This is a genomic window from Pseudaeromonas paramecii, assembly GCF_039540575.1.
GTDB classification, from domain to species: domain Bacteria; phylum Pseudomonadota; class Gammaproteobacteria; order Enterobacterales; family Aeromonadaceae; genus Pseudaeromonas; species Pseudaeromonas paramecii.
Window position 1 is genome coordinate 61,221 of record NZ_BAABFC010000006.1, and the last position, 24,156, is coordinate 85,376.

18 protein-coding genes, 1 tRNA gene and 1 pseudogene are annotated in these 24,156 nt (G+C 61.6%); 14 read left to right on the forward strand and 6 right to left on the reverse strand.

The features are described from left to right. Window positions 1–252: 252 nt before the first annotated feature. The 10 genes from ABD847_RS04365 (at window position 253) to ABD847_RS04410 (ending at window position 12,455) form a co-directional block, all read left to right on the forward strand. Entirely contained in the window at window positions 253–1,929 is a 1,677-nt protein-coding gene (locus ABD847_RS04365) for an ABC transporter substrate-binding protein (RefSeq protein WP_345010442.1), read from the forward strand. A 98-nt stretch (window positions 1,930–2,027) separates the two neighbouring features. Further along, window positions 2,028–2,948 (forward strand): oligopeptide ABC transporter permease OppB, encoded by a 921-nt coding sequence (gene oppB / locus ABD847_RS04370; protein ID WP_345010443.1) that lies wholly within the window; start codon window positions 2,028–2,030, stop codon window positions 2,946–2,948. 11 nt (window positions 2,949–2,959) lie between these two features. Beyond that, a complete protein-coding gene (gene oppC / locus ABD847_RS04375; protein WP_345010445.1) occupies window positions 2,960–3,868 on the forward strand; it encodes an oligopeptide ABC transporter permease OppC in 909 nt (302 codons plus the stop codon). Between the two features lie 10 nt (window positions 3,869–3,878). Further along, window positions 3,879–4,841 (forward strand): ABC transporter ATP-binding protein, encoded by a 963-nt coding sequence (oppD, locus tag ABD847_RS04380; RefSeq protein ID WP_345010447.1) that lies wholly within the window; start codon window positions 3,879–3,881, stop codon window positions 4,839–4,841. 5 nt (window positions 4,842–4,846) lie between these two features. Next, window positions 4,847–5,836, forward strand: coding sequence for a murein tripeptide/oligopeptide ABC transporter ATP binding protein OppF (gene oppF, locus ABD847_RS04385; protein WP_345010449.1), 990 nt, complete (start codon window positions 4,847–4,849; stop codon window positions 5,834–5,836). Between the two features lie 333 nt (window positions 5,837–6,169). Further along, on the forward strand, window positions 6,170–7,558 hold the full coding sequence (locus tag ABD847_RS04390; protein ID WP_345010451.1) for an amino acid permease: 1,389 nt from the start codon (window positions 6,170–6,172) through the stop codon (window positions 7,556–7,558). Window positions 7,559–7,711: 153 nt separating this feature from the next. Beyond that, a complete protein-coding gene (gene trpB / locus ABD847_RS04395) occupies window positions 7,712–8,938 on the forward strand; it encodes a tryptophan synthase subunit beta (protein ID WP_345010453.1) in 1,227 nt (408 codons plus the stop codon). A gap of 141 nt (window positions 8,939–9,079) precedes the next feature. Continuing rightward, on the forward strand, window positions 9,080–9,559 hold the full coding sequence (locus tag ABD847_RS04400) for an Rrf2 family transcriptional regulator (RefSeq protein WP_345010455.1): 480 nt from the start codon (window positions 9,080–9,082) through the stop codon (window positions 9,557–9,559). Between the two features lie 55 nt (window positions 9,560–9,614). Then, window positions 9,615–11,075 carry a TrkH family potassium uptake protein gene (locus ABD847_RS04405; RefSeq protein ID WP_345010457.1) on the forward strand — a complete coding sequence of 487 codons (1,461 nt, stop codon included), beginning with the start codon at window positions 9,615–9,617 and terminating at the stop codon, window positions 11,073–11,075. A 108-nt stretch (window positions 11,076–11,183) separates the two neighbouring features. After that, window positions 11,184–12,455, forward strand: coding sequence for a dicarboxylate/amino acid:cation symporter (locus tag ABD847_RS04410; protein WP_345010459.1), 1,272 nt, complete (start codon window positions 11,184–11,186; stop codon window positions 12,453–12,455). Window positions 12,456–12,543: 88 nt separating this feature from the next. On the opposite strand, the gene ABD847_RS04415 is transcribed toward ABD847_RS04410, so the two are convergent. The 6 genes and pseudogenes from ABD847_RS04415 to ABD847_RS04440 form a co-directional block, all read right to left on the reverse strand. After that, on the reverse strand, window positions 12,544–15,648 hold the full coding sequence (locus ABD847_RS04415; protein WP_345010461.1) for a transglycosylase domain-containing protein: 3,105 nt from the start codon (window positions 15,646–15,648) through the stop codon (window positions 12,544–12,546). Window positions 15,649–15,824: 176 nt separating this feature from the next. Then, a complete protein-coding gene (locus ABD847_RS04420; protein WP_345010462.1) occupies window positions 15,825–17,693 on the reverse strand; it encodes a methyl-accepting chemotaxis protein in 1,869 nt (622 codons plus the stop codon). Between the two features lie 215 nt (window positions 17,694–17,908). Then, entirely contained in the window at window positions 17,909–19,504 is a 1,596-nt protein-coding gene (locus tag ABD847_RS04425; RefSeq protein WP_345010463.1) for an ABC-F family ATPase, read from the reverse strand. An 84-nt stretch (window positions 19,505–19,588) separates the two neighbouring features. Beyond that, a complete protein-coding gene (locus tag ABD847_RS04430; protein ID WP_345010465.1) occupies window positions 19,589–20,989 on the reverse strand; it encodes an MFS transporter in 1,401 nt (466 codons plus the stop codon). A gap of 50 nt (window positions 20,990–21,039) precedes the next feature. After that, window positions 21,040–21,516: a pyridoxamine 5'-phosphate oxidase family protein gene (locus ABD847_RS04435; RefSeq protein ID WP_345010467.1), complete on the reverse strand. Its 477-nt coding sequence runs from the start codon at window positions 21,514–21,516 to the stop codon at window positions 21,040–21,042. An 87-nt stretch (window positions 21,517–21,603) separates the two neighbouring features. Then, window positions 21,604–21,690, reverse strand: a pseudogene (locus ABD847_RS04440) (FtsH protease modulator YccA); the annotation flags it as partial. 143 nt (window positions 21,691–21,833) lie between these two features. Here ABD847_RS04440 and ABD847_RS04445 point away from each other — a divergent pair. From ABD847_RS04445 to ABD847_RS04460, 4 genes are all read left to right on the forward strand, one after another. Continuing rightward, window positions 21,834–21,921, forward strand: a tRNA-Ser gene (locus ABD847_RS04445). A gap of 70 nt (window positions 21,922–21,991) precedes the next feature. Further along, window positions 21,992–22,648, forward strand: coding sequence for a TIGR01621 family pseudouridine synthase (locus ABD847_RS04450; protein ID WP_345010469.1), 657 nt, complete (start codon window positions 21,992–21,994; stop codon window positions 22,646–22,648). Window positions 22,649–22,659: 11 nt separating this feature from the next. Continuing rightward, entirely contained in the window at window positions 22,660–22,824 is a 165-nt protein-coding gene (locus ABD847_RS04455) for a hypothetical protein (RefSeq protein ID WP_345010471.1), read from the forward strand. 309 nt (window positions 22,825–23,133) lie between these two features. Further along, a complete protein-coding gene (locus ABD847_RS04460; RefSeq protein ID WP_345010561.1) occupies window positions 23,134–24,111 on the forward strand; it encodes an amino acid ABC transporter substrate-binding protein in 978 nt (325 codons plus the stop codon). Window positions 24,112–24,156: the final 45 nt, after the last annotated feature.

The following is a 24,156-nucleotide window of genomic DNA, read 5'->3' on the forward strand; positions in this document are numbered from 1 at the left end:
CCATCCGCCATCCTGAAGGCACCATTTTGGCGCATTGCTAGCTTTAATATGGTGCCTCTGCGCCGTTGTGTTTCATATCTTCTGTCAAATTGCGGGCTTCATTCGTAAATAGAATGCTAGTGGGGGATTTCACAACAAAATATGTTGAATTATTACGATGAGAAGGGAATTATTCAGACGTTTGAACGCAGGCGGACCAGGTCTGACCTGTGATGCTTCAAACCAAGGAATCTTCTCATTCGGAGTAAGGACATGACCCATAATAAAAAATTGCTTGCCGTGACTGTGGCCTCTGCCTTCGCCCTGTTCGGCTGCGACAAGCCCCAGCAAACCAGCGAGACTGCCGCCGCACCGGCCAAGCAGGAAACTGCCGCACCGGAAGCCAAGGGGGATGCCACCCCGGCCCTGGCCGCGGTACAGGAGCTGGTGAAGGGCAACGGTACCGAGCCGGCCACCCTGGACCCGGCGAAGACCGAAGGTGTACCGGAATCCAATATTCAACGCGATCTGTTCGAAGGCCTGGTGACTTCTGGCCCCAACGGTGAGGTACGTCCTGCCGTCGCCGAGTCCTGGGATACCCCGGATAACAAGGTCTATACCTTCCATCTGCGCAAGGACGCCAAGTGGTCCAATGGCGATCCCGTGACCGCCGGTGATTTCGTCTATGCGTTCCGTCGCGTGGTGGATCCCAAGACCGCCTCGCCCTATTCCTGGTATCTGGAAATCCCCACCATAGTCAACGCCACCGACATCATTGCCGGTAAGAAGGCGCCTGAGGAGTTGGGCATCAAGGCCATCGATGACCATACTCTGGAGATCACGCTGGAGAAGTCGGTGCCTTACTTCGTCAGCATGCTGGCGCACACCACCACCTATCCGGAAAACCAGAAGGTGATCGAGCAGTTTGGTGACCAGTGGACCCGCCCGGGCAACATGGTGACCAACGGCGCCTACACCCTGAAGGAGTGGGTGGTGAACGAGCGTATCGTGCTGGAGCGTAGCAAGACCTACTGGGACGATGCTCATACCCACATCAACAAGGTCACCTATCTGCCGATCCAATCCCAGAATGCGGACATGAACCGCTACCTGGCCGGTGAAGTGGACATGACCTACGAAACTCCCATCGAGCAGTTCAAGCGTCTGCAGAAAGAACACCCGCAGGATGTTCGGGTCACCGGTTATGTCGGTACCTACTACTACGAGTTCAACTGCAAGAAGGCTCCGTTTGATGACGTTCGTGTGCGCAAGGCCCTGTCCTTTGCCATCGATCGTAACGTGATCGCCGACTCCGTCATGGGGCAAGGCCAGAAGCCGGCTTATACCCTGGTGCCGGAGTATGTGGATGGCTTTGTGGCCACCGAGCCGGCGTGGGCCAAGCTGACCCAGGCCGAGCGCAACGCCCAGGCCAAGGAGCTGCTCAAGGCCGCCGGTTTTGACGAACAGCATCCGTTGAAGTTCGAGCTGCTGTACAACACCAGCGAGAACCACAAGAAGGTGGCCGTGGCCGTGGCGGCCATGTGGAAGAAGAACCTGGGGGTGGATGTTGCCCTGGTGAACCAGGAATGGAAGACCTATCTGGAGACCAAGTCTGGTGGCCAGTTTGACGTGGCCCGTGCCGGCTGGATTGCCGACTACAACGAAGCCTCCTCCATGCTGGATCTCAAACAGACCACCCATGGCAACAACGACGGCAAGTACTCCAATCTCAAGTACGACGAGCTGATGGCGCAAAGCCGTACCGTGATGGATACCGAGGCCCGCAACAAGCTGTATGCCGAGGCGGAGGGCCTGCTGGCCGAAGACATGCCCATCGCGCCCATCTATCAGTACGTGACGGCTCGTCTGGTGAAGCCCTATGTCGGTGGCTACCCCAACAACCCCTTGGATAACCTCTACACCAAGGATATGTACATTCTGGCCCACTAAGAGTCGGGCCTAGCCTGTGCTATCAAGCCCGCCAGATGGCGGGCTTGTTTTGCCGGCTCACTGCCGGGCGCTACTTGCAACCGGTTGGAACTCTCATAATGCTAAAATTCATTTTCAAGCGAATCTTGGAGGCGATCCCCACCTTGCTGGTGCTGATCACCGTCTCCTTCTTCATGATGCGTTTTGCCCCTGGCAATCCCTTCTCTAGCGAGCGCGGTTTGCCGCCTGAGGTGAAGGCCAACATCGAAGCGAAATACGGACTGGATAAGCCGGTTCACCAGCAGTACCTGACCTATCTGGGTAACCTGCTGCAGGGCGATTTGGGCCCCTCGTTCAAATACAAGGATTTTTCGGTCAACGATCTGGTGCGGCAGGCGCTGCCGGTTTCCGCCAAGATCGGTTTGGCTGCGTTCTGCCTGGCGGTGTTGGTGGGGGTCAGCTTCGGCACCCTGGCGGCCCTGCGGCAGAACACATGGATTGACTATGGCCTGATGTCCAGTGCCATGTTCGGGGTGGTGGTGCCTTCGTTCGTGCTGGCGCCCATACTGGTGCTGATCTTCGCCATCTCGTTGCGCTGGTTACCGGCGGGAGGCTGGCAGCACGGCCAGCTGCAGTTTATGGTACTGCCGGTCATCGGCATGATGATGTACTACGTCTCCGCCATCGCCCGTATCATGCGTGGCAGCATGATAGAGACCATGAACTCCAACTTCATCCGCACCGCCAAGGCCAAAGGGCTGCCGCTGCACTACATCATTCTGCGTCACGCTCTGCGGCCGGCCATGCTGCCGGTGGTCTCCTATCTGGGCCCGGCGTTCGTGGGGATCATTACCGGCTCCGTGGTCATAGAAACCATCTTCGGCCTGCCGGGGATCGGCCAGCTGTTTGTCAATGGCGCCCTGAACCGGGATTACTCCATGGTGCTGGGGCTGACCATACTGGTGGGGGCTCTGACCATCACCTTCAATGCGGTGGTGGACATTCTCTACGCCTTCATCGATCCCAAGATCCGATACTGACCGAGGTAGCCATGGTAGTAAGCAAAGCAAAGCAACAGGCGGTCAGTCAGTTTGCCGATAGCCTGGAGGTGGAGGGGCGCTCCTTGTGGCAGGATGCCCGTCGCCGCTTTCTGAAGAACCGTGCCGCCGTGCTGAGCATGGTGGTGCTGACGGTGATCGCCCTGCTGGTGATCCTGGGTCCCTTGATGGCGCCCTTTACCTTTGATGATCCCGATTGGGGCGCCATGCAGAGCGCGCCGGATTGGGCGTCAGGACACTATTTCGGTACCGACAGCCTGGGGCGGGATCTGTTTGTCCGCACCCTGATCGGTGGCCGTATCTCCCTGATGGTCGGCGTCTTGGGCGCCCTGGTGGCCGTGGTCATCGGCACCCTGTACGGGGCCACCGCCGGGTTTGTCGGCGGCAGTCTGGATCGCCTGATGATGCGGACCCTGGAGATCCTCTACGCCTTCCCCTTCATGTTCTTCGTGATCATGCTGGTGACCTTCTTCGGGCGGAATATCTGGCTCATCTTCATCGCCATCGGTGCGGTGAGCTGGCTGGACATGGCGCGGATCGTGCGTGGCCAGACCCTGAGTCTCAAGAGCAAGGAGTTCATCGAGGCGGCCCATGTCTGTGGTGTCTCCAAGTGGAAGATCATCACCCGCCATATCGTGCCCAACGTGCTGGGCATAGTGGTGGTGTACGCCACCCTGCTGGTGCCTGGGATGATTCTGTTTGAATCCTTCCTCAGCTTCCTGGGACTGGGGGTGCAGGAGCCCATGACCAGCTGGGGCGCCCTGCTGGACGAGGGATCCAAGTCCATGGAGGTGGCCCTGTGGCAACTGCTGTTCCCGGCCGGCTTCATGGTGGTAACCCTGTTCTGTTTCAACTTCCTGGGTGACGGTCTGCGTGACGCCCTGGATCCCAAGGACCGCTGAGGAGAGACGGATGAAATTGCTCGATGTACAGGATCTCCGCGTGGAGTTTAAGACCCCGGACGGCAACGTGGTGGCGGTCAACGATCTGAACTTTTCCCTGGCGGCCGGCGAGACCATGGGCATCGTCGGTGAGTCCGGCTCCGGCAAGAGCCAGACCGCCTTCGCCCTGATGGGCCTGTTGGCCAAAAACGGCGTCATCACCGGCTCCGCCAAGTTCAATGGCCGGGAAATCCTCAACCTGCCGCAGCCGGAGCTCAACCGCATTCGGGCCCAGGAGATCGCCATGATCTTCCAGGACCCCATGACCTCGCTGAACCCCTACATGAAGGTGGGGCCCCAGCTGATGGAAGTGCTGATGCTGCACAAGGGCATGAGCAAGGCCGAGGCGTTTGAGGCCTCGGTACGCATGCTGGATGCGGTGAAGATCCCCGAGGCGCGCAAGCGGATGGGCATGTACCCCCATGAGTTTTCCGGTGGCATGCGGCAGCGGGTGATGATCGCCATGGCCTTGCTGTGCAACCCCAAGCTGCTGATCGCCGATGAACCCACCACGGCGCTGGATGTGACGGTGCAGGCCCAGATCATGGTGCTGCTCAACGAACTCAAGCGCGACTTCAACACCGCCATCATCATGATCACCCACGACCTGGGGGTCATCGCCGGGCTGTGTGACAAGGTGCTGGTGATGTACGCCGGTCGGACCATGGAGTACGGCAAGGTGGACGACATCTTCTACCGGCCGTCCCACCCCTATACCGAAGGGCTGCTCAAGGCCATTCCCCGGCTGGATACCGAAGGGGAGGTGCTGGCCACCATTCCCGGTAATCCACCAAACCTGCTGCGTCTGCCGGTGGGCTGCCCCTTCCAGGAGCGCTGTCATCGGGTTCATGAGCGCTGCGCCCAGGTGGCGCCGGCATTGCAGGACTTCGGCGATGGCCGTCGTCGTGCCTGTCACTGGGATTGGGAGGCGTAAGGCGGATGAGTGATAAGAAACTGTTGCTGGATGTCAGCAACCTTAAGGTGCATTTCAAGATCAAGAGCGACAAGGCCTGGCCTTGGGCCAAACCCTTCTCCCTGAAGGCAGTGGATGGGGTCAGCATCAAGCTCTATGAAGGGGAAACCCTGGGGGTGGTGGGGGAGTCCGGTTGCGGCAAGTCCACCTTCGCCCGGGCCATCATAGGACTGGTAGAGGCCACCGAAGGTCAGGTGGTGTGGCTGGGCCAGGATCTGACCCGGTTGCCAGCGGGTGAGCTGCGGGAGAAGCGCAAGGAAATCCAGATGATCTTCCAGGATCCCCTGGCATCCTTGAATCCGCGGATGACCATAGGTGACATCATCGCCGAGCCCTTGCAGACCTTCTATCCCAAGCTGGGCAAGCAGGAGGTCATGGACAGGGTCAAGGCCATCATGATGAAGGTGGGTCTGCTGCCGAATCTCATCAACCGCTATCCCCACGAGTTCTCCGGTGGTCAGTGCCAGCGCATCGGCATCGCCCGCGCCCTGATCCTGGAACCCAAGCTCATCATCTGCGATGAGCCGGTTTCGGCGCTGGATGTCTCCATTCAGGCGCAGGTGGTGAACCTGCTCAAGTCCCTGCAAAAGGAGATGGGCTTGTCCTTGGTGTTCATCGCCCACGACTTGTCGGTGGTCAAGCACATCTCGGATCGGGTGCTGGTGATGTACCTGGGCAATGCGGTGGAGTTGGGTACCGGTGAGGCCGTGTATGCCAATCCGTCCCATCCCTACACCCAGGCCTTGATGTCGGCGGTACCCATTCCTGATCCGGCTCTGGAACGGACCAAGACCATCCAGCTGCTGGAAGGGGATCTGCCATCGCCCATCAATCCGCCTTCCGGCTGCGTGTTCCGTACCCGTTGCCCATTGGCAGATGGCGAGTGCGCCCGGCAGCGGCCGCAGCTCTCCGGTAGCGAGGAGCATGCCGTCTCCTGCCTCAAGGTCAGGGTCTGAGCCTGATCGAGATGGGAGCATCACAGAGGGCATCCTGCGGGATGCCCTTTTTTGTGTCGAAGCGTCGGCAGTTGCCAACAGGAATGTCCCCAATAGGCACCAATTCTTGCCCTAATTCACTAGATATCTGGCCTGGCTCCCAAAAAGGATGCTGAAAAGTCCTCTGTGGATAGGTATTCTAGCCGGCGGTTTAGCCAGATGAAGGAGAACCCAGGCTGGATACGATGTCCACTTGCCCCGATAGGCGAGGGTAGGGGGAGGAGATCGCCGTCAGCCTAAGATGGCGCCGGGACCGTCCGTCCGGCCATCGGTAAATTTTGAGGAACAAGTTTGATGGACGCACAACACCAGACTGACGAGCTCCACCGCGGGTTGAGCAATCGTCATGTCCAGCTCATTGCCCTGGGCGGTGCCATAGGTACCGGCCTGTTTTATGCCATTGGCTCCACCATTGCCATGGCGGGTCCTGCCGTGTTGCTGGGCTATGCCTTGGCCGGTTTCATCGCCTTTCTGATCATGCGTCAGCTGGGTGAGATGGTGGCCGAAGAGCCGGTCTCCGGATCCTTTAGTCACTTTGCCTATCGCTACTGGAGCGGCTTTGCCGGCTTCCTGTCCGGTTGGAACTACTGGGTGCTGTATGTGCTGGTCAGCATGGCCGAGTTGACCGTGGTGGGTAAGTACATCCAGTTCTGGTTCCCCGAGGTGCCGACCTGGGTCTCCACCGCCGTCTTCTTCCTGGTGATCAATGCCATCAACCTGGCCAACGTCAAGCTGTTCGGTGAGCTGGAATTCTGGTTTGCCATCATCAAGGTGGTGGCCATCATCGGCATGATTGGCTTTGGCACCTGGCTGCTCATCAGCGGCACCGGTGGCGAGCAGGCGTCCGTCAGCAACCTGTGGAACAACGGCGGCTTCATGCCCAATGGCTGGCATGGTCTCATCATGTCGTTGGCGCTCATCATGTTTTCCTTCGGCGGCTTGGAGCTGGTGGGCATCACGGCGGCAGAAACCGCCGATCCCAAGCGCACCATTCCCAAGGCGGTGAACCAGGTGATCTACCGCATCCTGATCTTCTACGTGGGGGCCCTGGCCGTGCTGCTGTGCCTCTACCCCTGGCAGCAGATCACCGCCGATAGCAGCCCGTTCGTCATGATCTTCAACTCCATCGGCGAGGCGCCGGTGGCGCACGTGCTTAACGTGGTGGTGCTGACCGCCGCCCTGTCGGTCTACAACAGCTGCGTCTACTGCAACAGTCGCATGCTGCATGGTCTGGCCCAGCAGGGTAATGCGCCCAAGCTGCTGGCCAAGACCGACAAGCGCGGTGTGCCCGTGGTGGCCATCGGCCTGTCGGCCCTGACCACCCTCATCTGTGTGGTGATTAACTATGTGATGCCCGGTGAAGCCTTCAAGCTCTTGATGGCACTGGTGGTGGCAGCGCTCGTTATCAACTGGGCCATGATCAGCCTGACCCACATCAAGTTCCGCCGTGCCAAGCAGGCCGAAGGCGTGGAGCCCAGCTTCAAGGCTTTCTGGTTCCCCTTTGCCAACTACCTGTGTCTGGCCTTCCTGGCCGGTATGCTGGTGATCCTCTACCTGCTGGGCGAGCAGATCTCCGTCTACCTGATGCCGTGCTGGCTGCTGCTGATCTGGGTCGGCTACTTGGTGAAGCGGCGCGCCGACGCCAAGGCCGCGCCCCTGAGCCAGGTCAGCGACCCGGCGTAAGCCAGACCCCGCACTCGGATTGTTTTGCAAAGCCCCCGATTGGGGGCTTTTTACGTTTAGCCGCTTGGTGAAAGTGTGTCATGCGTAACAAATTGATTTACTGATTATTTTTATCCTGATTGCTTTGTCGGATCCCCGCAGTCAGGAGTGAGCATGCACAACCGTTTCGATTTTCCCCAACCCGATGCCCAGGGCTATTTCGGCCAGTATGGTGGCAGCTTCGTGCCACCTCAGCTGCAGACCATCATCGATGAGATCACCCAGGCCTACCTGGATATCCGGCAGGATCCCGCCTTCCTGGCGGAGCTGACTCACCTGTATCAGCACTTCGTTGGCCGCCCCAGTCCCATCTTTCATGCCCGCAACCTGTCGGCGGAATTTGGTGCCCCCATCTACCTCAAGCGCGAAGATCTCAATCACACCGGCGCCCACAAGATCAACCACTGTCTGGGTGAGGCCCTGCTGGCCAAGAAGATGGGCAAGAAGAAGGTGATCGCCGAAACGGGCGCCGGGCAGCATGGCGTGGCGCTGGCCACCGCCGCGGCCCTGGTGGGGCTGGAGTGTGACATCTACATGGGGGAGGTGGACATCAAGAAGGAGCACCCCAACGTGGTGCGCATGGGCATACTGGGGGCTCGGGTGATCCCCGCCACCCATGGCCGCAAGACCTTGAAGGAGGCGGTGGACGCGGCCTTTGACGCCTATCTCCAGGATCCTGTGACCCAGCTCTACGCCATCGGCTCCGTGGTGGGACCCCATCCCTTCCCCATGATGGTCCGGGATTTTCAGTCCATCATCGGCATGGAAGCCCGGGAGCAGTTCCAGCAGATGACGGGTAAGCTGCCGGATAACCTGGTGGCCTGCGTGGGCGGTGGCTCCAACGCCATGGGGCTGTTCAGTGCCTTCTTGGAGGATACCGAGGTCAAGATGCATGGGGTGGAGCCGGCCGGGCGCGGCCTGGCGCAGGACGGTGAGCACGCCGCCACCCTGACCAAGGGCGAGCCCGGCATCATGCACGGCTTCAAGTCCTATATGTTGAAGGATGCCAAGGGTGAGCCCCAGGAGGTCTATTCCGTGGCCAGCGGTCTGGACTACCCGGCGGTGGGTCCGCAGCACAGCTACCTCAAGGATGCAGGCCGTGTCAGCTACGGGGTGGTGGACGACAAGGAGGCCATCGATGCCTTCTTCACCCTGTCGCGCATGGAGGGCATCATTCCGGCCATCGAGTCGGCCCATGCCCTGGCCTATGCCCTTAAGCTGGCCCGTCAGGGGGAGACCGGCAGCCTGCTGGTAAACCTCTCCGGCCGTGGCGACAAGGACATTGACTTCGTGGTGGCCAATTACGGCGCCCAATACGGGGTGGCCAGCCTGCCCAAGTAAGCCCGCCTTGGGCAAAACACCCCGCCTGGTGCGGGGTGTTTTGTTATCAGGCTGTTGAACCGGGCGTCGGACGGGTAAGATGCAATGGCAAGACACCTTTGGCGGTGTGATGAACGAGCCCACTTCATCCAGGAATGACAGATGCAACTGACGCGCTTTACCGACTATGGCTTACGGATCCTCATCTACCTGGCGGTGCTGCCAGACGGGCGGTTGGCCAGCATCGAGGAGGTGTGCCAGGCATTTGATCTACCCCGTAATCATATCAATAAGATAGTGCATCTGATGGGGCGCCTGGGCTGGGTGTTGACCCGACGTGGCAAGGGCGGTGGCATCTGTCTGGCCCTGCCACCGGAGGCCATCAACCTGGGGGAGGTGGTCTTGGCGCTGGAGGGGCAAGGACCGCTGATTGATTGCGAGCAGCCCCGCTGCGCGCTCCTACCTGTCTGTCGTCTCAAGGGGGTGCTGGCGGAAGCCATGGAGGCCTTCGTGACGGCCCTGAGCCGCCACACCCTGGACAGTCTGGTGGGGCCTTGCCAGGGGCAGATCCGTCAGCGTCTGCTGCGGTCGGACTTCCATGTGTTGGAAAATCTGGTTCAAACGACCCTAGATCGGGTATAAGAGGGCGATTCGGTCCGGGCAGCTGCTGCCCGATCTGCCTGCCAGGGAGCCAACCGTGCTGCAAACTCGCCAGCTGATGCTGGGGCTGCATCTTAGCCTCACCCTGATGTTCTTCTACAGCGTCACCATGCTGCCGCCCGTCTTCATCGGGCTCTTCTTTCACGAGCAGGCCATCTGGCCTTTCCTGCAGACGTTTGGCCTGGTGGCCCTCGTCGGCGGGATTGGCAGTCAATTGACGCGCCAGCACAGGGTGGGGCTCAAACACAGGGATGGCTTCTGGGTGCTGGTGCTGTTCTGGTGCCTGTTTTCGGCGGTCAGTGCCTTGCCGTTTCTGCTCAGTCATGAGCTGGGGCTGGATCTGGCCTCGGCCTTTTTTGAGGCCATCTCCGGCATAACCACCACGGGCGCCTCGGCCCTCAAGGACGTGGACGGGGCGCCCAAGGCGTTCCTCTATTACCGGGCCCAGCTCAATTTTTGTGGTGGGTTGGGGATCATCATACTGGCGGTAGCCCTGCTGCCCATCATGGGCACCGGGGGCGCCAAGCTGTACCAGACCGAGGCCCCCGGCGCCGCCAAGGATGAGAAGATCACCCCGCGTCTGGCCGACACGGCCCGCAGCCTCTGGTCCGTCTACGCCGGCTTGGGGCTCTTGTGTTGCCTGGCCTACTGGCTGGCGGGCATGAGCTGGTTCGACGCCCTGTGCCACGGCATTGCCACCGTCTCCTTGGGCGGGTTCTCCACCTATGGCGATAGCCTGGCGCACTTTGATTCCCTGCGCATCGAGCTGGTGGCCGGCTTGTTTTCCCTGTTGGCGGCGGTCAACTTTGCCCTCTACTTCATGGCGTTGCGGCGGCGCAGTCTGGTGCTGTTGTGGCGTAACTCCGAGCTGCGGGGCTTCTTGGTGCTGGCGGCGGCTGTCATCCTGTTTACCTGTTTCTGGCTGTGGCATGCCGGCCAGTTTGGCTGGCAGGAGGCCCTGGTGCACGGCTTCTTCCAGGCCGCCTCCATGATGACCGACAACGGCCTGGGGGCGGCGGGCTACCCGGACTGGCCATTGCCCACCGCCCTGGTGCTGGTGCTGGCCAGCTTCTTTGGCGGCTGCGTCGGCTCCACCTGTGGTGGGCTCAAGATCATGCGTCTGCTGATCCTCTACCGCCAGCTGCATCAACAGATCCTGGAAGCCATACACCCTTATGCGGTGGCGCCCTTGAAGCTGGGGGACAAGAAGGCTCCGGTGGACATACTCGAATCTGTGTCGGCCTTCGTATTTATCTATCTGGTCTGCACCCTGCTGTTTATCTGGGGTCTGAGCCTTACCGGGCTGGACTTGCTCAGCGCCATCGGCACCACGGCGGCCTGCATCAACAACATGGGCATCGGCTACGGGGTCACGGCGGCGGGCTTTGCCCCCTTGAGCAACGCAGGCAAATGGCTGATGAACCTGGCCATGCTGTTCGGCCGGCTGGAGATCTTGCCCATCCTCATCGTGATCTCACCCCGTTATTGGCGCTATTGACCCCGCAAATTGTTCACATCTTCACCATTTGCATAGGTATTCCTTGCTATCTGGCGCCAGATCCATAGTCTGTGCGCCTGGAAAAATGCGAGATATGGAGATGATAATATGGTCAAAAAAGCCCATAAAACCAAGTTAACCATCCGGATCGTGCTGGGCATGATCGCCGGTATCCTGGTGGGGGTGCTGCTGCGGCAACTGTATGCCGACAGTCCTTTCGCCAACGACTATCTGATCAATGGCCTGTTCAACATCGTCGGCCAGATCTTCGTCACCAGCCTCAAGATGCTGGTGGTGCCCCTGGTGTTTGTCTCCCTGGTCTGTGGCAGCGGCTCCCTGAAGGACACCAGCCGGCTGGGCCGTCTGGGCGTCAAGACCCTGCTGCTCTACCTGGCCACCACAGCCCTGGCGGTCGCCCTGGCGATCTTTGTTGCACAGCTGTTCAGCCCGGGGGCCGGCATGCACCTGACCGCGGCGGTGAGCTTCGATGCCAAACAGGCGCCGAGCCTGGCCGAGGTGCTGGTGGATCTCTTCCCCAGCAACCCCATCCAGGCCATGGCCGAAGGCAAGATGCTGCAGATCATCGTCTTCGCCCTGCTGGTGGGGGTGGCCATTGCCATCGCCGGCGAGGCCGGGGAGCGGGTGGCGGGCCTGTTCAATGATCTCAACGTGGTGATCATGAAGCTGGTGACCATCTTGATGAACATCGCCCCCTATGGCGTGTTCTGCCTGTTGGCCAAGTTGTTCGCCACCCAGGGCTTCGAGGCCATCAGCAGCCTGGCCAGCTACTTCCTGGTTGTGCTGGGGGTGCTGCTGCTCCACGGTCTGGTTTGTTACCCCGTGCTGCTCAAGCTGTTGTCGGGCCTCAACCCCATGCTGTTCCTGCGCAAGATGCGGGATGTGGTGCTGTTTGGTTTCTCCACCTCTTCCTCCAACGCCACCATACCGGTGACCATGGAGACGGTGACCAAGAAGATGGGGGTCAGCAACAGCGTCAGCTCCTTCACCATCCCCCTGGGCGCCACCATCAACATGGACGGTACCGCCATCATGCAAGGGGTGGCCACCGTGTTCATCGCCAACGTCTACGGCATCGACCTGAGCCTGGGCCAGTTCATGACGGTGATCGCCACCGCGACCCTGGCCTCTATCGGCACTGCCGGCGTGCCCGGCGTGGGGCTCATCACCCTGGCCATGGTGCTGCAGCAGGTTGGCCTGCCGGTGGATGGCATCGCCCTCATCATGGGGGTGGATCGCCTGCTGGACATGACCCGGACCGCGGTGAACATCACCGGCGACTGCATGGTGACCTGTGTGGTGGCCAAGTCCGAGGGTGAGATGGACTTGGCCGTCTACGGCGACCCCAGTGCCGCCGTGTAGGAAGAAGAGCTGCGCCTGCGCAGCCTGCAGGCCAACTAGCGCTGACTTGATGCCAAAAAACAGCCGCGGCATGCCGCGGCTGTTTTTTTTAGGGCGTCGTCACTGGCGGGTCCGTATCGCCGGCTGTTGCCGGGGGCGCCGCGCTCAGGTAGGGGCCGAGCAGGGGGGCCATGCCTTTGAGCACCTGCACCGGCAGGGCCGAAGTGAAGCGGAAGTTGTCCGCCTTGCTGCCCTCGACAAAGGCGGTGAGGGTGCCGAAATGCCGTTCCCCCAGGTAGAAGACGAAGGTGGCGGTACGGTTCATGGCCTTGGAGGTGAGCACCTGGCCGTAGCGGCCCACCGTCTCGATGCGGTTATCGCCGGTGCCCGTCTTGCCGCCCATCTGCAGCGGCGTGCCATCGGCCTGGGCGAAGGTGCCGGCGATGCGCCGGGCTGTGCCGGCCTCCACCACCTGGGCCAGGACGTCGCGCAGCGCCCGGGCCACCGCCAGGGGCAACACCCGCTGGGGTTGGGCGCTGGGGGTGGTGAAGTGGCTCTCGTAGGGCGTGTTCTCGGCGAAATCCAGCTTGGCCAACCTGTGTACCGGTAGCCGGACGCCATCGTTGAGTATGATGCCGATAAGCTGGGCCAGGGCGGCGGGTCTGTCCCCCGAGCTGCCGATGGCGGTGGCCAGGGAGGGCACCAGGTGGTCGAAGGGATAGCCCAGCTGTTGCCAGCGCTGATGAATATCCAGGAAGGCCTCGTTTTCCAGCAGGATGCGGATCCGCTTGTCCCGTGCGCCCTTGTGGCGGGAGCGGAACAGCCAGCCATAGACCTCCAGACGCTGCTCACTGCTGTCGGCCACCACCTGGCTGAAGGCGGCCTCCGGGTGCTGCATCAGGTAGCCCAGCAGCCACAGCTCCAGGGGATGGATGCGGGCCAGATAGCCCTGATCCGGCAAGGAGAAGGACTCCGGGCCATAGCGGCGGAACAGGCTCGCCAGCTGTTTTGGCGTGACCTTACCGGGCAGCCACTGCTGGATAAAGGCGCCCAGGGCGGCCTCGTCGGCCCGCGGGTAGAGATAGCGGTAGATCACGGCCAGCTTGGTGGCGCTCAGGTGTGAGCCTTGCAGCAGTGTGGTGAGCCGGGCGGCCTCATCCTGGCCCCGGTATTTGCGCCAGAAGCGCTGCAGATAGACGGTCCCCTCCTTGTCGGCGAAGCGATGCAGGTACTGCTCCCGGCGGGGATCCTTGTCATTTTCCAGCAGGGCGCGGCGGGTGGGGTCCTGGGCCAGGGTGTAGCGTACCAGATCCCGCAACAGGCGGATGAAAGGCAGATTGATGGACTCCTGCAAGGCCTGGCGCAGGGTGGGGCGCCGCTGGTTGTCTTCCTTGCGGAAGTTGCTGAAGGTGTGCAGGCCACCGCCGGTGAAGAAGCTCTCATATGGGCTGGCCGAGTAGCGTCGCTCCAGCGCCGCCGCCAGGATCTGCTCCAGGCTGGCATCGGGTTGCATCAGCAGGTAGTCGCGGCACCAGCGGCTGAGGCTATCCAGAGGATCGAGCTTCAACTGGCGCAGCTGTTCGCGGCTCATCCGGCTCATGCTCTGATGCTGCTCGCTGATGATCTGCAGGTAGGTGGTGAGCACCCGCAGCTTGGCGGTGGAGCCCAGCTCCAGCTTGCTGGCCTCGTTGATATCAAACGGCTGATCCGTGTTGTCGGTCTGCACCCGCACCAGGAAGCCATCCGGGGTGCGCTCATACAGGGTGAAGCTGTAACGCACCTGGTCGGTCTTCTCCGGCGACAGCAGCCGCTCGCCATACAGGCCCAGCTGCTCGGCCACTGCCGGATCCGCCAGGGAGTGCAGGTAGGCGGTGATCTGTTGCTGCAGGGGTACCTTGAGGTAGCTGCGGACCCTGAGATCCAGCCGATCCAGTTCATACAAGGAGAGCCCCAGCAGGCTGCTGAGGCGGCCGCGGGTGACAAACAGCGCCTTGTTACCGGCCACCTCCTGATAGGCCGGCGCCTGGGCAAACTGGCGAAAGGTTACCTGGCTGGCGAGGGCTGCCGCCTGCAGGGCGGGGGAGAGTAACCCTTCCTGAGCCAGCAGCCGCAGGTAGCTGTCGGTGAGCCGGGCCAGCTCCTGGCGGCCGGAGAGCAGATAGAAGGAGGGGCGACGGTGGGCGATGAGCAGGCTGAGCACCTGGCGCAACGCCAGGGCCTGAGCGGCTAGCTGACGGTCATCGTCAGCCGGGGCAGCCAGGGCGGTCAGGGTCTGCTGTGGATCGGCGCCATACCAGACCCAGAGGCCATCGGCGATGCCATGGACTTCACCATAACCGGGGGCGGCGGCCAGGGGCACGGCATTGAGGTAATCCCGCAACAGCTGCTGGCGATAGGCCAGGGTCAGCACACTGCTGCCATAGGCCTTCACCGAGGCGGCGGCCATCTGCCTGAGCTTCTCGCTGGCGGAGACGGTGCGACCTTCCGGCGAGTGGCGGAACTTCTCCATCTGGGTGGCCAGGGTGCTGCCGCCTGAGCTGCGCACCGTTACCCCCAATAGCTTGGCCCCCTGGGCCAGCAGGGCATTGCCAAAGCGCGGCCAGTCCACCGCCGGGTTGCGCAGCGGATAGTCATCCTGCAGCAGATCCTTTTGCTCGATAAACAGCAAGCTGGCGGCCAGCAGGGGCGGCACGGCGGCCTGACCATCCAACTGGTGCTGCGGGAAGCGGGCCTGATAGAAGATCTGCCCGCCATCCTCCAGCAGGGTCAGGCCGGCTTGGCCCTTCTCGGCATAGGGCGGTGTCAGGCCGTGGCGCAGATAGCCATACAGCGCCGGGCTGTGGCGCACCTGCTGGGTCAGCGCGAAGCCGCTGCGGGTCAGCCGCTGTTGAAAATCCGGCAGCCGGGTATAACCCAGGCGCGCATCGTAGGGGCCTTCAGTGGGAAATTGAATGCGGGGGCTGGGGCCAGGACCCAGCTGCCAGGTGAGGCGTTGGGCATACTGGTGCAGCCAGTGAGCCTCGCCCCAACCGGTCATCATCTCGCCGGCGATGGCCCCGATCAGCAAGAGCAGCAGGCTCAGGGGGAGGATAAACCGCAGCCGAATCCGCCGTCGGGTGCGGGCGGGGCGGATGGCAACCGCGTCGGTCTCTTTTTCATGCTCAAGTGGCTGGGGGGCGTCTGCCTGCCAAGCCTTCAATGGTTCGACATCCATGGTGTCGACTCCTTGTCACTGCAATATGCATTCTTGTTATGGTACCCCCAGGCGATCGGCATGAGGGGGCTACTGATGAGTGTATCTGGGCTGCCCGCCGATGGATGAGAGCAGGATACCTTTTTTATTTATCAACGGAAAAAGTTCCAAACGGGCCGGTTTCCCGGCCCCTGGGGTTAGAGGGTGAAATGGGCCACCTTGCCGTTGAGGGCGGCGGCCATTTTTTGCAGCTCGTGGGCGGTTTGTTCGCTCTGGGTGGCGATTTCGGCCACCTGGTCGGCGGCATCCGAGATGGCGGTGAGGTTGCTGGAGATCTCATCCGACACCTTGGTTTGCTCCTCGGCTGCGGTGGCTATCTGGGCGGACATGTCGGTGATCTGGGTGACCGCCAGGGTGATCTGCTCCAGGGCATCCCGGGCCTGACGGGCATCGTCCACCGACAGCTCCGCCAGCTTGCGGCTGGTGGTCATGGAGTCTACCGCATCCTGAGTGGTGCCCTGCAGCGTGTTGATGGTGTTCTGAATTTCGCTGGTGGCGGTGGCGGTGCGTTTGGACAGCACCCGCACCTCGTCCGCCACCACCGCAAAGCCGCGGCCCTGCTCACCGGCCCGGGCGGCCTCAATGGCGGCATTGAGGGCCAGCAGGTTGGTCTGCTCGGCAATCCCCTGAATGGTGGTCACCACGCCGGAAATTTCCAGGGCGTGCCGGTTGAGCAGCTCGATCACCTCGGTGGCGCGGCTGACCTCGTCGCTGAGGCGACCGATGGACTCACCGGTCTGCACGACCGTGCTGCGGCCATGTTCGCTGTGTTGCGAGGCTTCCAGAGCCATGGCCGCTGTGTTCTCGGCATTGCTGGCGATCTCTTGGGTGGCGGCGGCCATCTCGGTCACCGCCGTGGCCACCATGCCGATCTCGTGTTGCTGCCGGCGGACCTCTTCGGCCGAGTGCTCGCTGCGTGACAGCCCCAGACCGGCGCTCTCGCCGATTTCCCCGGCCTGCTGACGGATATGGCCGATCAACTGGTGCTGGCTCTCCACAAACTGGTTGAAGTTAGTGGCCAGGGCACCTATCTCGTCGTTGATGCGGATGCTGATGCGCTGGGTCAGATCCCCGGCGCCGCTGGCGATATTGCGCAGGGCCTGGGAGACCTGGGCCAGGGGACGGAACAGCACATTCAGCATCAGGCCGGTGAGCAGTATGCTGCCCACCAGCACAGCCAAGGCCACCCCCAGCTGCAGCAGCAGTTGGGTTTTCAGGGGGGCGAGCAGGGTGTCGGCATCCAGCAGGAACACCAGCACCCACTGGCTGGAAGGTTCCTCAATGGCCCAGACCAGCTTCTTCTGCCCCAGAAACTCGACGGGAGTCAGTGATGGCTGACGGGCAATCTGCTGGATCTGGTCGGCGGAGAGTTGGGGATCCAGCTCACTGACGGGCTTGAGTACCCATTGCTTGTCGGCGAAGGCGATGACGGTGCCGTCCTTGTGGATCACCAGGGTCTGGCCGTTGGCCGGCAACGGGGTCTTCTCCAGGGTATTGAGCAGGCGGGAGAGGGTCACCACCCCGGCCACCACTCCTTTGTCCACCGCCTGGGCATAGCTGACGATGAGTTCCTTCAAGGAGGCGCTGACGTAGGGCTTGGTCAACAGGATACCGCCGGCCTTCTTGGCATCGATATACCAGTCCCGCTGGCGCGGATCATAACCGGTGCGGTCTATGCTGGGGTCGGCGTCGAACATCCTGCCGCTGTCATCCCCGTAGAATGCCAGGGCCAGGTTGGCGGCCTGCTGGGCCTGTTGCAGGTTCTGGGTTATGTCCCCCTGGTCATAAAACTTGGCCAGGGTCTGCACGGCCGTCTTCTTACCCGCCAGCCAGGTTTCCAGGGTGATGGCACTCTGCTCACCTATGCCCTTAACCGCCAGGAAGCTCTGCTGCATCAACTGGCCCTTGAGGGTGAGGTAGCTGTTCCAGCTCATCAGGGCCACCACGATAAACAGCGCGGTGGCCATGGCCAGCAGAATTTTGGTCTTAAGCGAGGTGATCTGCATACGGGGACATCCTTGCAAGGTGGGGGGATTCACTGGGCAGACGGATTAGCTGCGTCCTGTGTTTATCGGCACAAGTATAGATAAGCACAGTCTTTTTTCTGGCTTAGTGGTGTGGATATTCGGTAAACGACGCCCTGTCGGGCCAGAAGGCTGGCGACATAAAAAAAACGGGCGTCTACGACGCCCGTTTTGTGTTTCTGGCAACGCTGTGGGGCTTAGCCCTCGATGCCCTGGCTGCGCAGGTAGTCTTCGTAGTTGCCGCCGAAGTCGACGATCTTCTCCGGGGTGATCTCCAGCACCCGGGTAGCCAGGGAGCTGACGAATTCCCGGTCGTGGGAGACGAAGATCAGGCTGCCCTGGTACATCTCCAGCGCCAGGTTCAAGGACTCGATGGATTCCATGTCCAGGTGGTTGGTGGGTTCGTCCATGATGAGCACGTTGGGCTTTTCCATCATCAGCTTGCCAAACAGCATGCGGCCCTTTTCCCCCCCGGACAGCACCTTGACCTTCTTCTTGATGTCGTCCTGGCCGAACAGCAGGCGACCCAGCACGCTGCGTACCGCCTGTTCGTCATCGCCGGGCTGACGCCACTGGCTCATCCAGTCAAACACGGTGAGATCGCAGTCGAACTCTTCGGCATGATCCTGGGCATAGTAGCCAATCTTGGCATTTTCGGACCACTTGATGCTGCCGGCGTCCGGGGTCAGCTCGCCCACCAGCGTCTTGATGAGGGTGGTCTTACCCACGCCGTTGGTACCGATCACGGCAATCTTCTCGCCCACTTCCATCATCATGCGGAAGTCCTGGAACAGGGGGCCTTCATCGTAGCCCTTGGCCAGGGCTTCGATCTCCAGGATGTTGCGGTAGAGCTTCTTCTCCTGCTCGAAGCGGATGAAGGGGTTCTGCCGGCTGGAGGCCTTCACCTCTTCGAGCTGGATCTTGTCGATCTGCTTCAGGCGCGAGGTGGCCTGCCGGGACTTGGAGGCGTTGGCGCTGAAGCGGCTGACGAAGGATTGCAGATCGGCGATCTGGGCCTTCTTCTTGGCGTTGTCGGCCAGCAGGCGCTCGCGGGCCTGGGTGGCGGCGGTCATGTAGTCGTCATAGTTGCCCGGGTAGACCCGCAGCTCGCCGTAGTCCAGATCCGCCATGTGGGTGCACACCATGTTCAGGAAGTGACGGTCGTGCGAGATGATGATCATGGTGCTGTTGCGGCTGTTGAGCATCTGCTCCAGCCAGCTGATGGTGTGGATGTCCAGGTTGTTGGTGGGTTCGTCCAACAGCAGGATATCCGGGTTGGAGAACAGCGCCTGGGCCAGCAACACCCGCAGCTTCCAGCCGGGGGCTACCTCGCTCATGGGGCCGTTGTGTTGCTCCAGCGGGATCCCCACCCCCAACAGCAGCTCGCCGGCGCGGGCCTCGGCGGTGTAGCCGTCGTATTCGGCGACCTTGCCTTCAAGCTCGGCGGCACGCATGTAGTCTTCGTCGGTGGCTTCCATATTGGCGTAGATGGCGTCGCGTTCGGCGATGGCCGCCCACAGCTCGGTGTGGCCCATCATCACCACGTCCAGCACCCGCATGGCCTCGTAAGCGAACTGATCCTGCTTCAACTTACCGATGCGCTCGTTGGGATCCATGGAGACGTTGCCGCCGGAGGGCTCCAGATCGCCGCCGAGGATTTTCATGAAGGTGGACTTGCCGCAGCCGTTGGCGCCGATGAGGCCGTAACGGTTACCTTCGCCGAACTTGACGGAGATGTTCTCGAACAGCGGTTTGCTGCCGAACTGCATGGTGATGTTGCTGGTGACTAACACGGGAATATCCTATCGGGAAAAGAATGGGCGGCAGTATAGCATGCGCTCGATCACAACTCTGCCCCTGCGTGGGGGCAGAGCGTATCAGAGCGGACGGGGTTGGGTGAGCCGCAGGCTGCTCACCAGGGCCGCCAGGCTGGCAAAGCCGCCGGCGGTGATGAGGCAGGCGTGGGTGCCACCGGATGGCAGCAGGTTGAACACCAGGGCCACCAGGGCTGCTCCTGTGGTTTGCCCCACCAGGCGGGCGGTGCCCAGCATGCCGCTGGCGCCGCCGCTGCGATGGCGCGGTGCGGCGCTGATGATGGTGTGGTTGTTGGGCGACTGAAACAGGCCAAAGCCCGCACCGCTGATGAACATACACAGGCAGATGGCCAGATAACTGGGTTGGGCGGGCAGGGCGGCCAGACCGAACAGCCCGATGGCAAAGACGCCTAGGCCGATGGCCCCCAAGAGACCGGCATGGAAGCGCTCGATGAGCCGGCCGGCGATGGGCGCCAGCAACATGGTGGCGATGGGCCAGGGGGTCAGCAGCAGGCCGGTGTCGATCTCACTCAGCCCCATGTTGCGCTGCAGGTAGAAAGGCACGGACACCATGGCCAGCATCTGGGCGCAAAACGAGGCGATGGAGGTGGCGATGGACAAGGCGAAGACCGGGATGCGCAGCAGATCCACCGGCAGCAGCGGGAAGGGCCGGCTGAGCTGACGCCGCACGAAGACGAGGCCCACCAGCAGGGTGGCCAGCAACTCCAGGAGGGTCAGCCAGAGGGGCTGATGATGGGCCAGGCCGTTAAGACCGATAAAGAAGAGGCCGAAGGTGAGGGCATTGAGCAGGCCGCTGAGCTTGTCGAATTTATGATTCTCGGCGCCACAGTTACCGGGCAGGTACTTCAGGCCCAGCACGAAGGCCAGGATGCCGATGGGCACATTGATGGCAAACAGCCACTGCCAGGAGGCCACCGCCAGTATGCCGGCAGCCACCGTGGGGCCGGCTGCTGCCGCCACCGACACCACCAGGGCATTGAGCCCCATGCCCCGTCCTAAGCGGCGCTTGGGATAGATGAGGCGCACCAGGGCTGTGTTGACGCTCATCAGGGCAGCGGCCCCCAGGCCTTGCAGCACCCGCGCCAGGGTCAAGCCTATTAGGCTATCGGACAGGGCGCAGTTGATGGACATCAGGGTGAACAGCACCAGCCCGCCCAGATAGACCTTGCGATAGCCGATGATGTCCCCCAAGGAGGAGAGGGAGAGCAGCGTCATGGTGATGACCAGCTGGTAGGCGCTGACGATCCAGATGGAGGCGGCGGCGCTGGTATGCAGCTCGTCAGCGAGGGTGGGCAGGGCCACGTTGACTATGCTGGCATCCAGCACCGCCAGCATGATCCCCAGGGCTATGGTGACGATGGCGCCGATGCGCTGTGGCATGGGCACGCCATCGGCGGCGAGCCCCCCAAGGGGGCCGGGTTGCGGCGAGGCGGAGTGCGACACAAGAAGATCCGAATTCGGGGGCTGGGCTGCCCGCAGGCCATGGCCTCACACTACTGGCTTTTGCCAGCGTCATCAACCACTTGAGGTAGCATCTCTCCGGCATCCCTGTGCCAATGGGTCTTCTGGCCAAACACCCAGCGGTTGCTGGTGTGTTTGAGGCTGTGCAGGCTCAGGCTCCAGATCGGGTGCCGTCCCAGCCGGGCCAGGGGATGGCGCCGGCAATACAGTGCCAGGGCGGCCTTGGCGTCGCCATCACTCAAGAGCGTGGCCTGGGCGGTGAACTGCACCCCGGCGATCTCGGTGAGCGTCTCGGGCTGGCCGCTGATGGTCCCTGCCACCCTGGGGCTTGCCAGCATGGCGGCGCCATGGCGGGTGTTGAGGCTGCTCAGCAGCAGCAAGCGCCCTTTGGTCAGATCAGCGGCGTAGAAACAGCTGGCGGCCCACAGGCCGTCTTTATCCTGGGTGGCCAGGCTCAGCACATGGTGCTGCAACAAAAACTCGGCAATCGGCTCAGGGATAGGGAACATGATGCTGCCAAATAAAAGGGCCGGCGAACCGACCCTGGGTGACGGGCTCAAAGATGCCGCCTGCTACAGGCGGCACTCCATGGGCGCTTAGTCGCGGCTCATGCCCAGCAAGCTGAGCAGGCTGACAAAGATGTTGTAGATGGAGACATACAGGCTGATGGTGGCGAAGATGTAGTAATGTGGCGATGAAGTGATGGGATTTCAACCGCCAAGGCGCAGATCCGTCGGCATTTGTCTAAAGCGTAGGCAAACTGTCGGTCTAAACCGGCGGGGCTATTTACAAGCGTCCACGGGCTTTGTAGTATGCGCCCCAAGCCGGAGGGGTGGCAGAGCGGCTTAATGCAACGGTCTTGAAAACCGTCGATGGGCGACCATCCGTGGGTTCAAATCCCACCCCCTCCGCCAGATTTCAAGAGCGAGCCTTAGGGCTCGCTCTTTTGCTATGGGCGCCGCACAGTCACAGAGGGAGCACAGGATGATGGACTCGGCCTTCAGCGTTTGTTTTACCCATCCGGACTTCCTGGTGCTGAACAAGGCGCCCGGCATTGGCATCCACGATGAAGAGGGCGAGCCGGGCCTCATCAACCTGGCCCGACAACAGCTGGGGCTGGAACTCTATCCCGTGCACCGGCTGGACAAGGTCACCTCTGGCCTGTTGCTGGTGGCGCGACACAAGGCGGCGAACCAGGCCCTGAGCCAGGCCTTCGCCCAGCGGCTGGTGAAGAAGCAGTACTTGGCCATCAGCGATCATAAGCCGAAGAAGAAGCAGGGTCTCATTCAGGGCGATATGGCCAAGGGGCGGCGCGGCGCCTGGCTGCTGACCCGCACGCTGGAGAACCCGGCCATCACCCGCTTCACCTCCTTAAGCCTGGGGACGGGGCGGCGGCTGTTTTTCTTGAACCCGCTGACCGGCAAGACTCACCAGCTGCGGGTGGCCATGAAGAGCCTGGGGGCCCCCATCCTGGGGGATGCCCTCTATGGTGGCAGTCCGGCCGACAGGGTCTACCTGCATGCCTGGCGCATTAGTTTTCCCTATGCCGGCCAGGATTGGCAGTTCGAGGTGGCCCCCGGCCCTGGCGAGGGGTTTGCGCAGCTGCCGGCCGACTGGATCCTGGCTGCGCCGGCCGGCTAGCGGCCCCGACCATGCGCGCCTTGTTCCCGGAGATAAGCTGCTGCTCCAGCGGCGTATTTGTCATTTTCACGCCACCGTTGCCATCACTTGCCGGTGGCTGGCCTGATTTCCTGCTGATAAAGCGGGTGTCTTTAGTTTGTGTCAGTTTTATTTCCGCCCTGCTGCTGAATATTTGACCGGTAACGTCGCCGAATGCCCTATTTCATCACCCTGGTTAGCTTGGGATCGGTGTGGGGCGCCAATCTGGTGCAATCTCGTCTTGTTCTGCCGGTTTTCCCCCGGTTAACTGCCTAAAAAGTTGGCCCACTATTTGCCACAGACAGGTCAAGCCTGGTGGAAGTCTCGCTAATCCCGACTTCTTGATGGCCTGCCACTAACGACGCCTTACCGGGTGTCTTGGGTTACAACTCATTAATTGCAGGGAAGAATCTATGGTGAATAAGCAAACTCTCGCGGCACTGGCTGTTGCAGCCGGCCTGCTGTCTATGGCCTCCGGCGCACAAGCTGCCTCCGGCGATACTCTGGCTCAGGTGATCAAGCGCGGCGAGCTGCAGTGCGGTGTCAGTGATGGTCTGCCGGGTTTCTCCAATCCCAACGCCAAGGGTGCCTGGGAAGGGATGGACGTGGACATGTGCCGCGGCGTGGCCGCAGCCGTGTTTGGTGATGCCACCAAGGTGAAATACATCCCGTTGAACGCCAAGGAGCGCTTCACCGCGCTGCAGTCCGGCGAAGTGGACATGCTCGCCCGCAACACCACCTGGACCATGAGCCGCGATGCCACCCTGGGCCTGACCTTCACCTCCACCAACTACTATGACGGTCAAGGCTTCCTGGTGAAGAAGGGGCTGGGGGTGAAGAGTGCCAAGGAGCTGGATGGCGCCGCCGTCTGTATCCAGGCTGGTACCACCACCGAGCTGAACCTGGCAGATTACTTCCGCGTGCTGGGCATGAAGTACACTCCCGTGGTGTTCGATACCTCTGACCAGACCGTCAAGGGTTTCGAGTCCGGTCGTTGTGACGTGCTGACTTCCGATCAATCCCAGCTGTATGCCCTGCGCATCAAGTTGTCGCAACCGGACGAAGCCCTGGTGCTGCCGGAAGTCATCTCCAAGGAGCCGCTGGGCCCGGTGGTGCGTCAGGGGGATGATCAGTGGGAGACCCTGGTGAAGTGGACTCTGTTTGCCATGGTCAACGCTGAAGAGCTGGGTGTGACCAGCAAGAACGTGGACGAGATGAAAAAGTCCAACAACGCCGACGTGCGTCGTCTGCTGGGTCTGGAAGAACCCACCGGCAGCGTGCTGGGTGTGAAGGCGGACTGGGGCTACCAGATCGTCAAGCAGGTGGGCAACTATGGCGAAGTGTTCGAGCGCAACGTCGGTGCCGGCTCACCGCTGAAGATCGCCCGCGGCATCAATGCCCTGTGGAATCAGGGTGGCTTCATGTACGCACCGCCCATTCGCTAAGCAGGTCGTTCGTTAAGTACTATGGAGGCCGGCCCTGGCCGGCCT

Excerpts from the sequence above, each read along its gene's own strand:
- trpB (WP_345010453.1), top strand. The coding sequence starts at position 7,712 with ATGCACAACCGTTTCGATTTTCCCCAACCCGATGCCCAGGGCTATTTC.
- ABD847_RS04435 (WP_345010467.1), bottom strand. The coding sequence starts at position 21,516 with ATGTTCCCTATCCCTGAGCCGATTGCCGAGTTTTTGTTGCAGCACCAT.
- ABD847_RS04410 (WP_345010459.1), top strand. The coding sequence starts at position 11,184 with ATGGTCAAAAAAGCCCATAAAACCAAGTTAACCATCCGGATCGTGCTG.
- ABD847_RS04365 (WP_345010442.1), top strand. The coding sequence starts at position 253 with ATGACCCATAATAAAAAATTGCTTGCCGTGACTGTGGCCTCTGCCTTC.
- ABD847_RS04400 (WP_345010455.1), top strand. The coding sequence starts at position 9,080 with ATGCAACTGACGCGCTTTACCGACTATGGCTTACGGATCCTCATCTAC.
- ABD847_RS04460 (WP_345010561.1), top strand. The coding sequence starts at position 23,134 with ATGGCCTCCGGCGCACAAGCTGCCTCCGGCGATACTCTGGCTCAGGTG.
- ABD847_RS04450 (WP_345010469.1), top strand. The coding sequence starts at position 21,992 with ATGATGGACTCGGCCTTCAGCGTTTGTTTTACCCATCCGGACTTCCTG.
- ABD847_RS04420 (WP_345010462.1), bottom strand. The coding sequence starts at position 17,693 with ATGCAGATCACCTCGCTTAAGACCAAAATTCTGCTGGCCATGGCCACC.
- oppC (WP_345010445.1), top strand. The coding sequence starts at position 2,960 with ATGGTAGTAAGCAAAGCAAAGCAACAGGCGGTCAGTCAGTTTGCCGAT.
- oppF (WP_345010449.1), top strand. The coding sequence starts at position 4,847 with ATGAGTGATAAGAAACTGTTGCTGGATGTCAGCAACCTTAAGGTGCAT.
- oppB (WP_345010443.1), top strand. The coding sequence starts at position 2,028 with ATGCTAAAATTCATTTTCAAGCGAATCTTGGAGGCGATCCCCACCTTG.
- ABD847_RS04415 (WP_345010461.1), bottom strand. The coding sequence starts at position 15,648 with ATGGATGTCGAACCATTGAAGGCTTGGCAGGCAGACGCCCCCCAGCCA.
- ABD847_RS04390 (WP_345010451.1), top strand. The coding sequence starts at position 6,170 with ATGGACGCACAACACCAGACTGACGAGCTCCACCGCGGGTTGAGCAAT.
- ABD847_RS04455 (WP_345010471.1), top strand. The coding sequence starts at position 22,660 with ATGCGCGCCTTGTTCCCGGAGATAAGCTGCTGCTCCAGCGGCGTATTT.
- oppD (WP_345010447.1), top strand. The coding sequence starts at position 3,879 with ATGAAATTGCTCGATGTACAGGATCTCCGCGTGGAGTTTAAGACCCCG.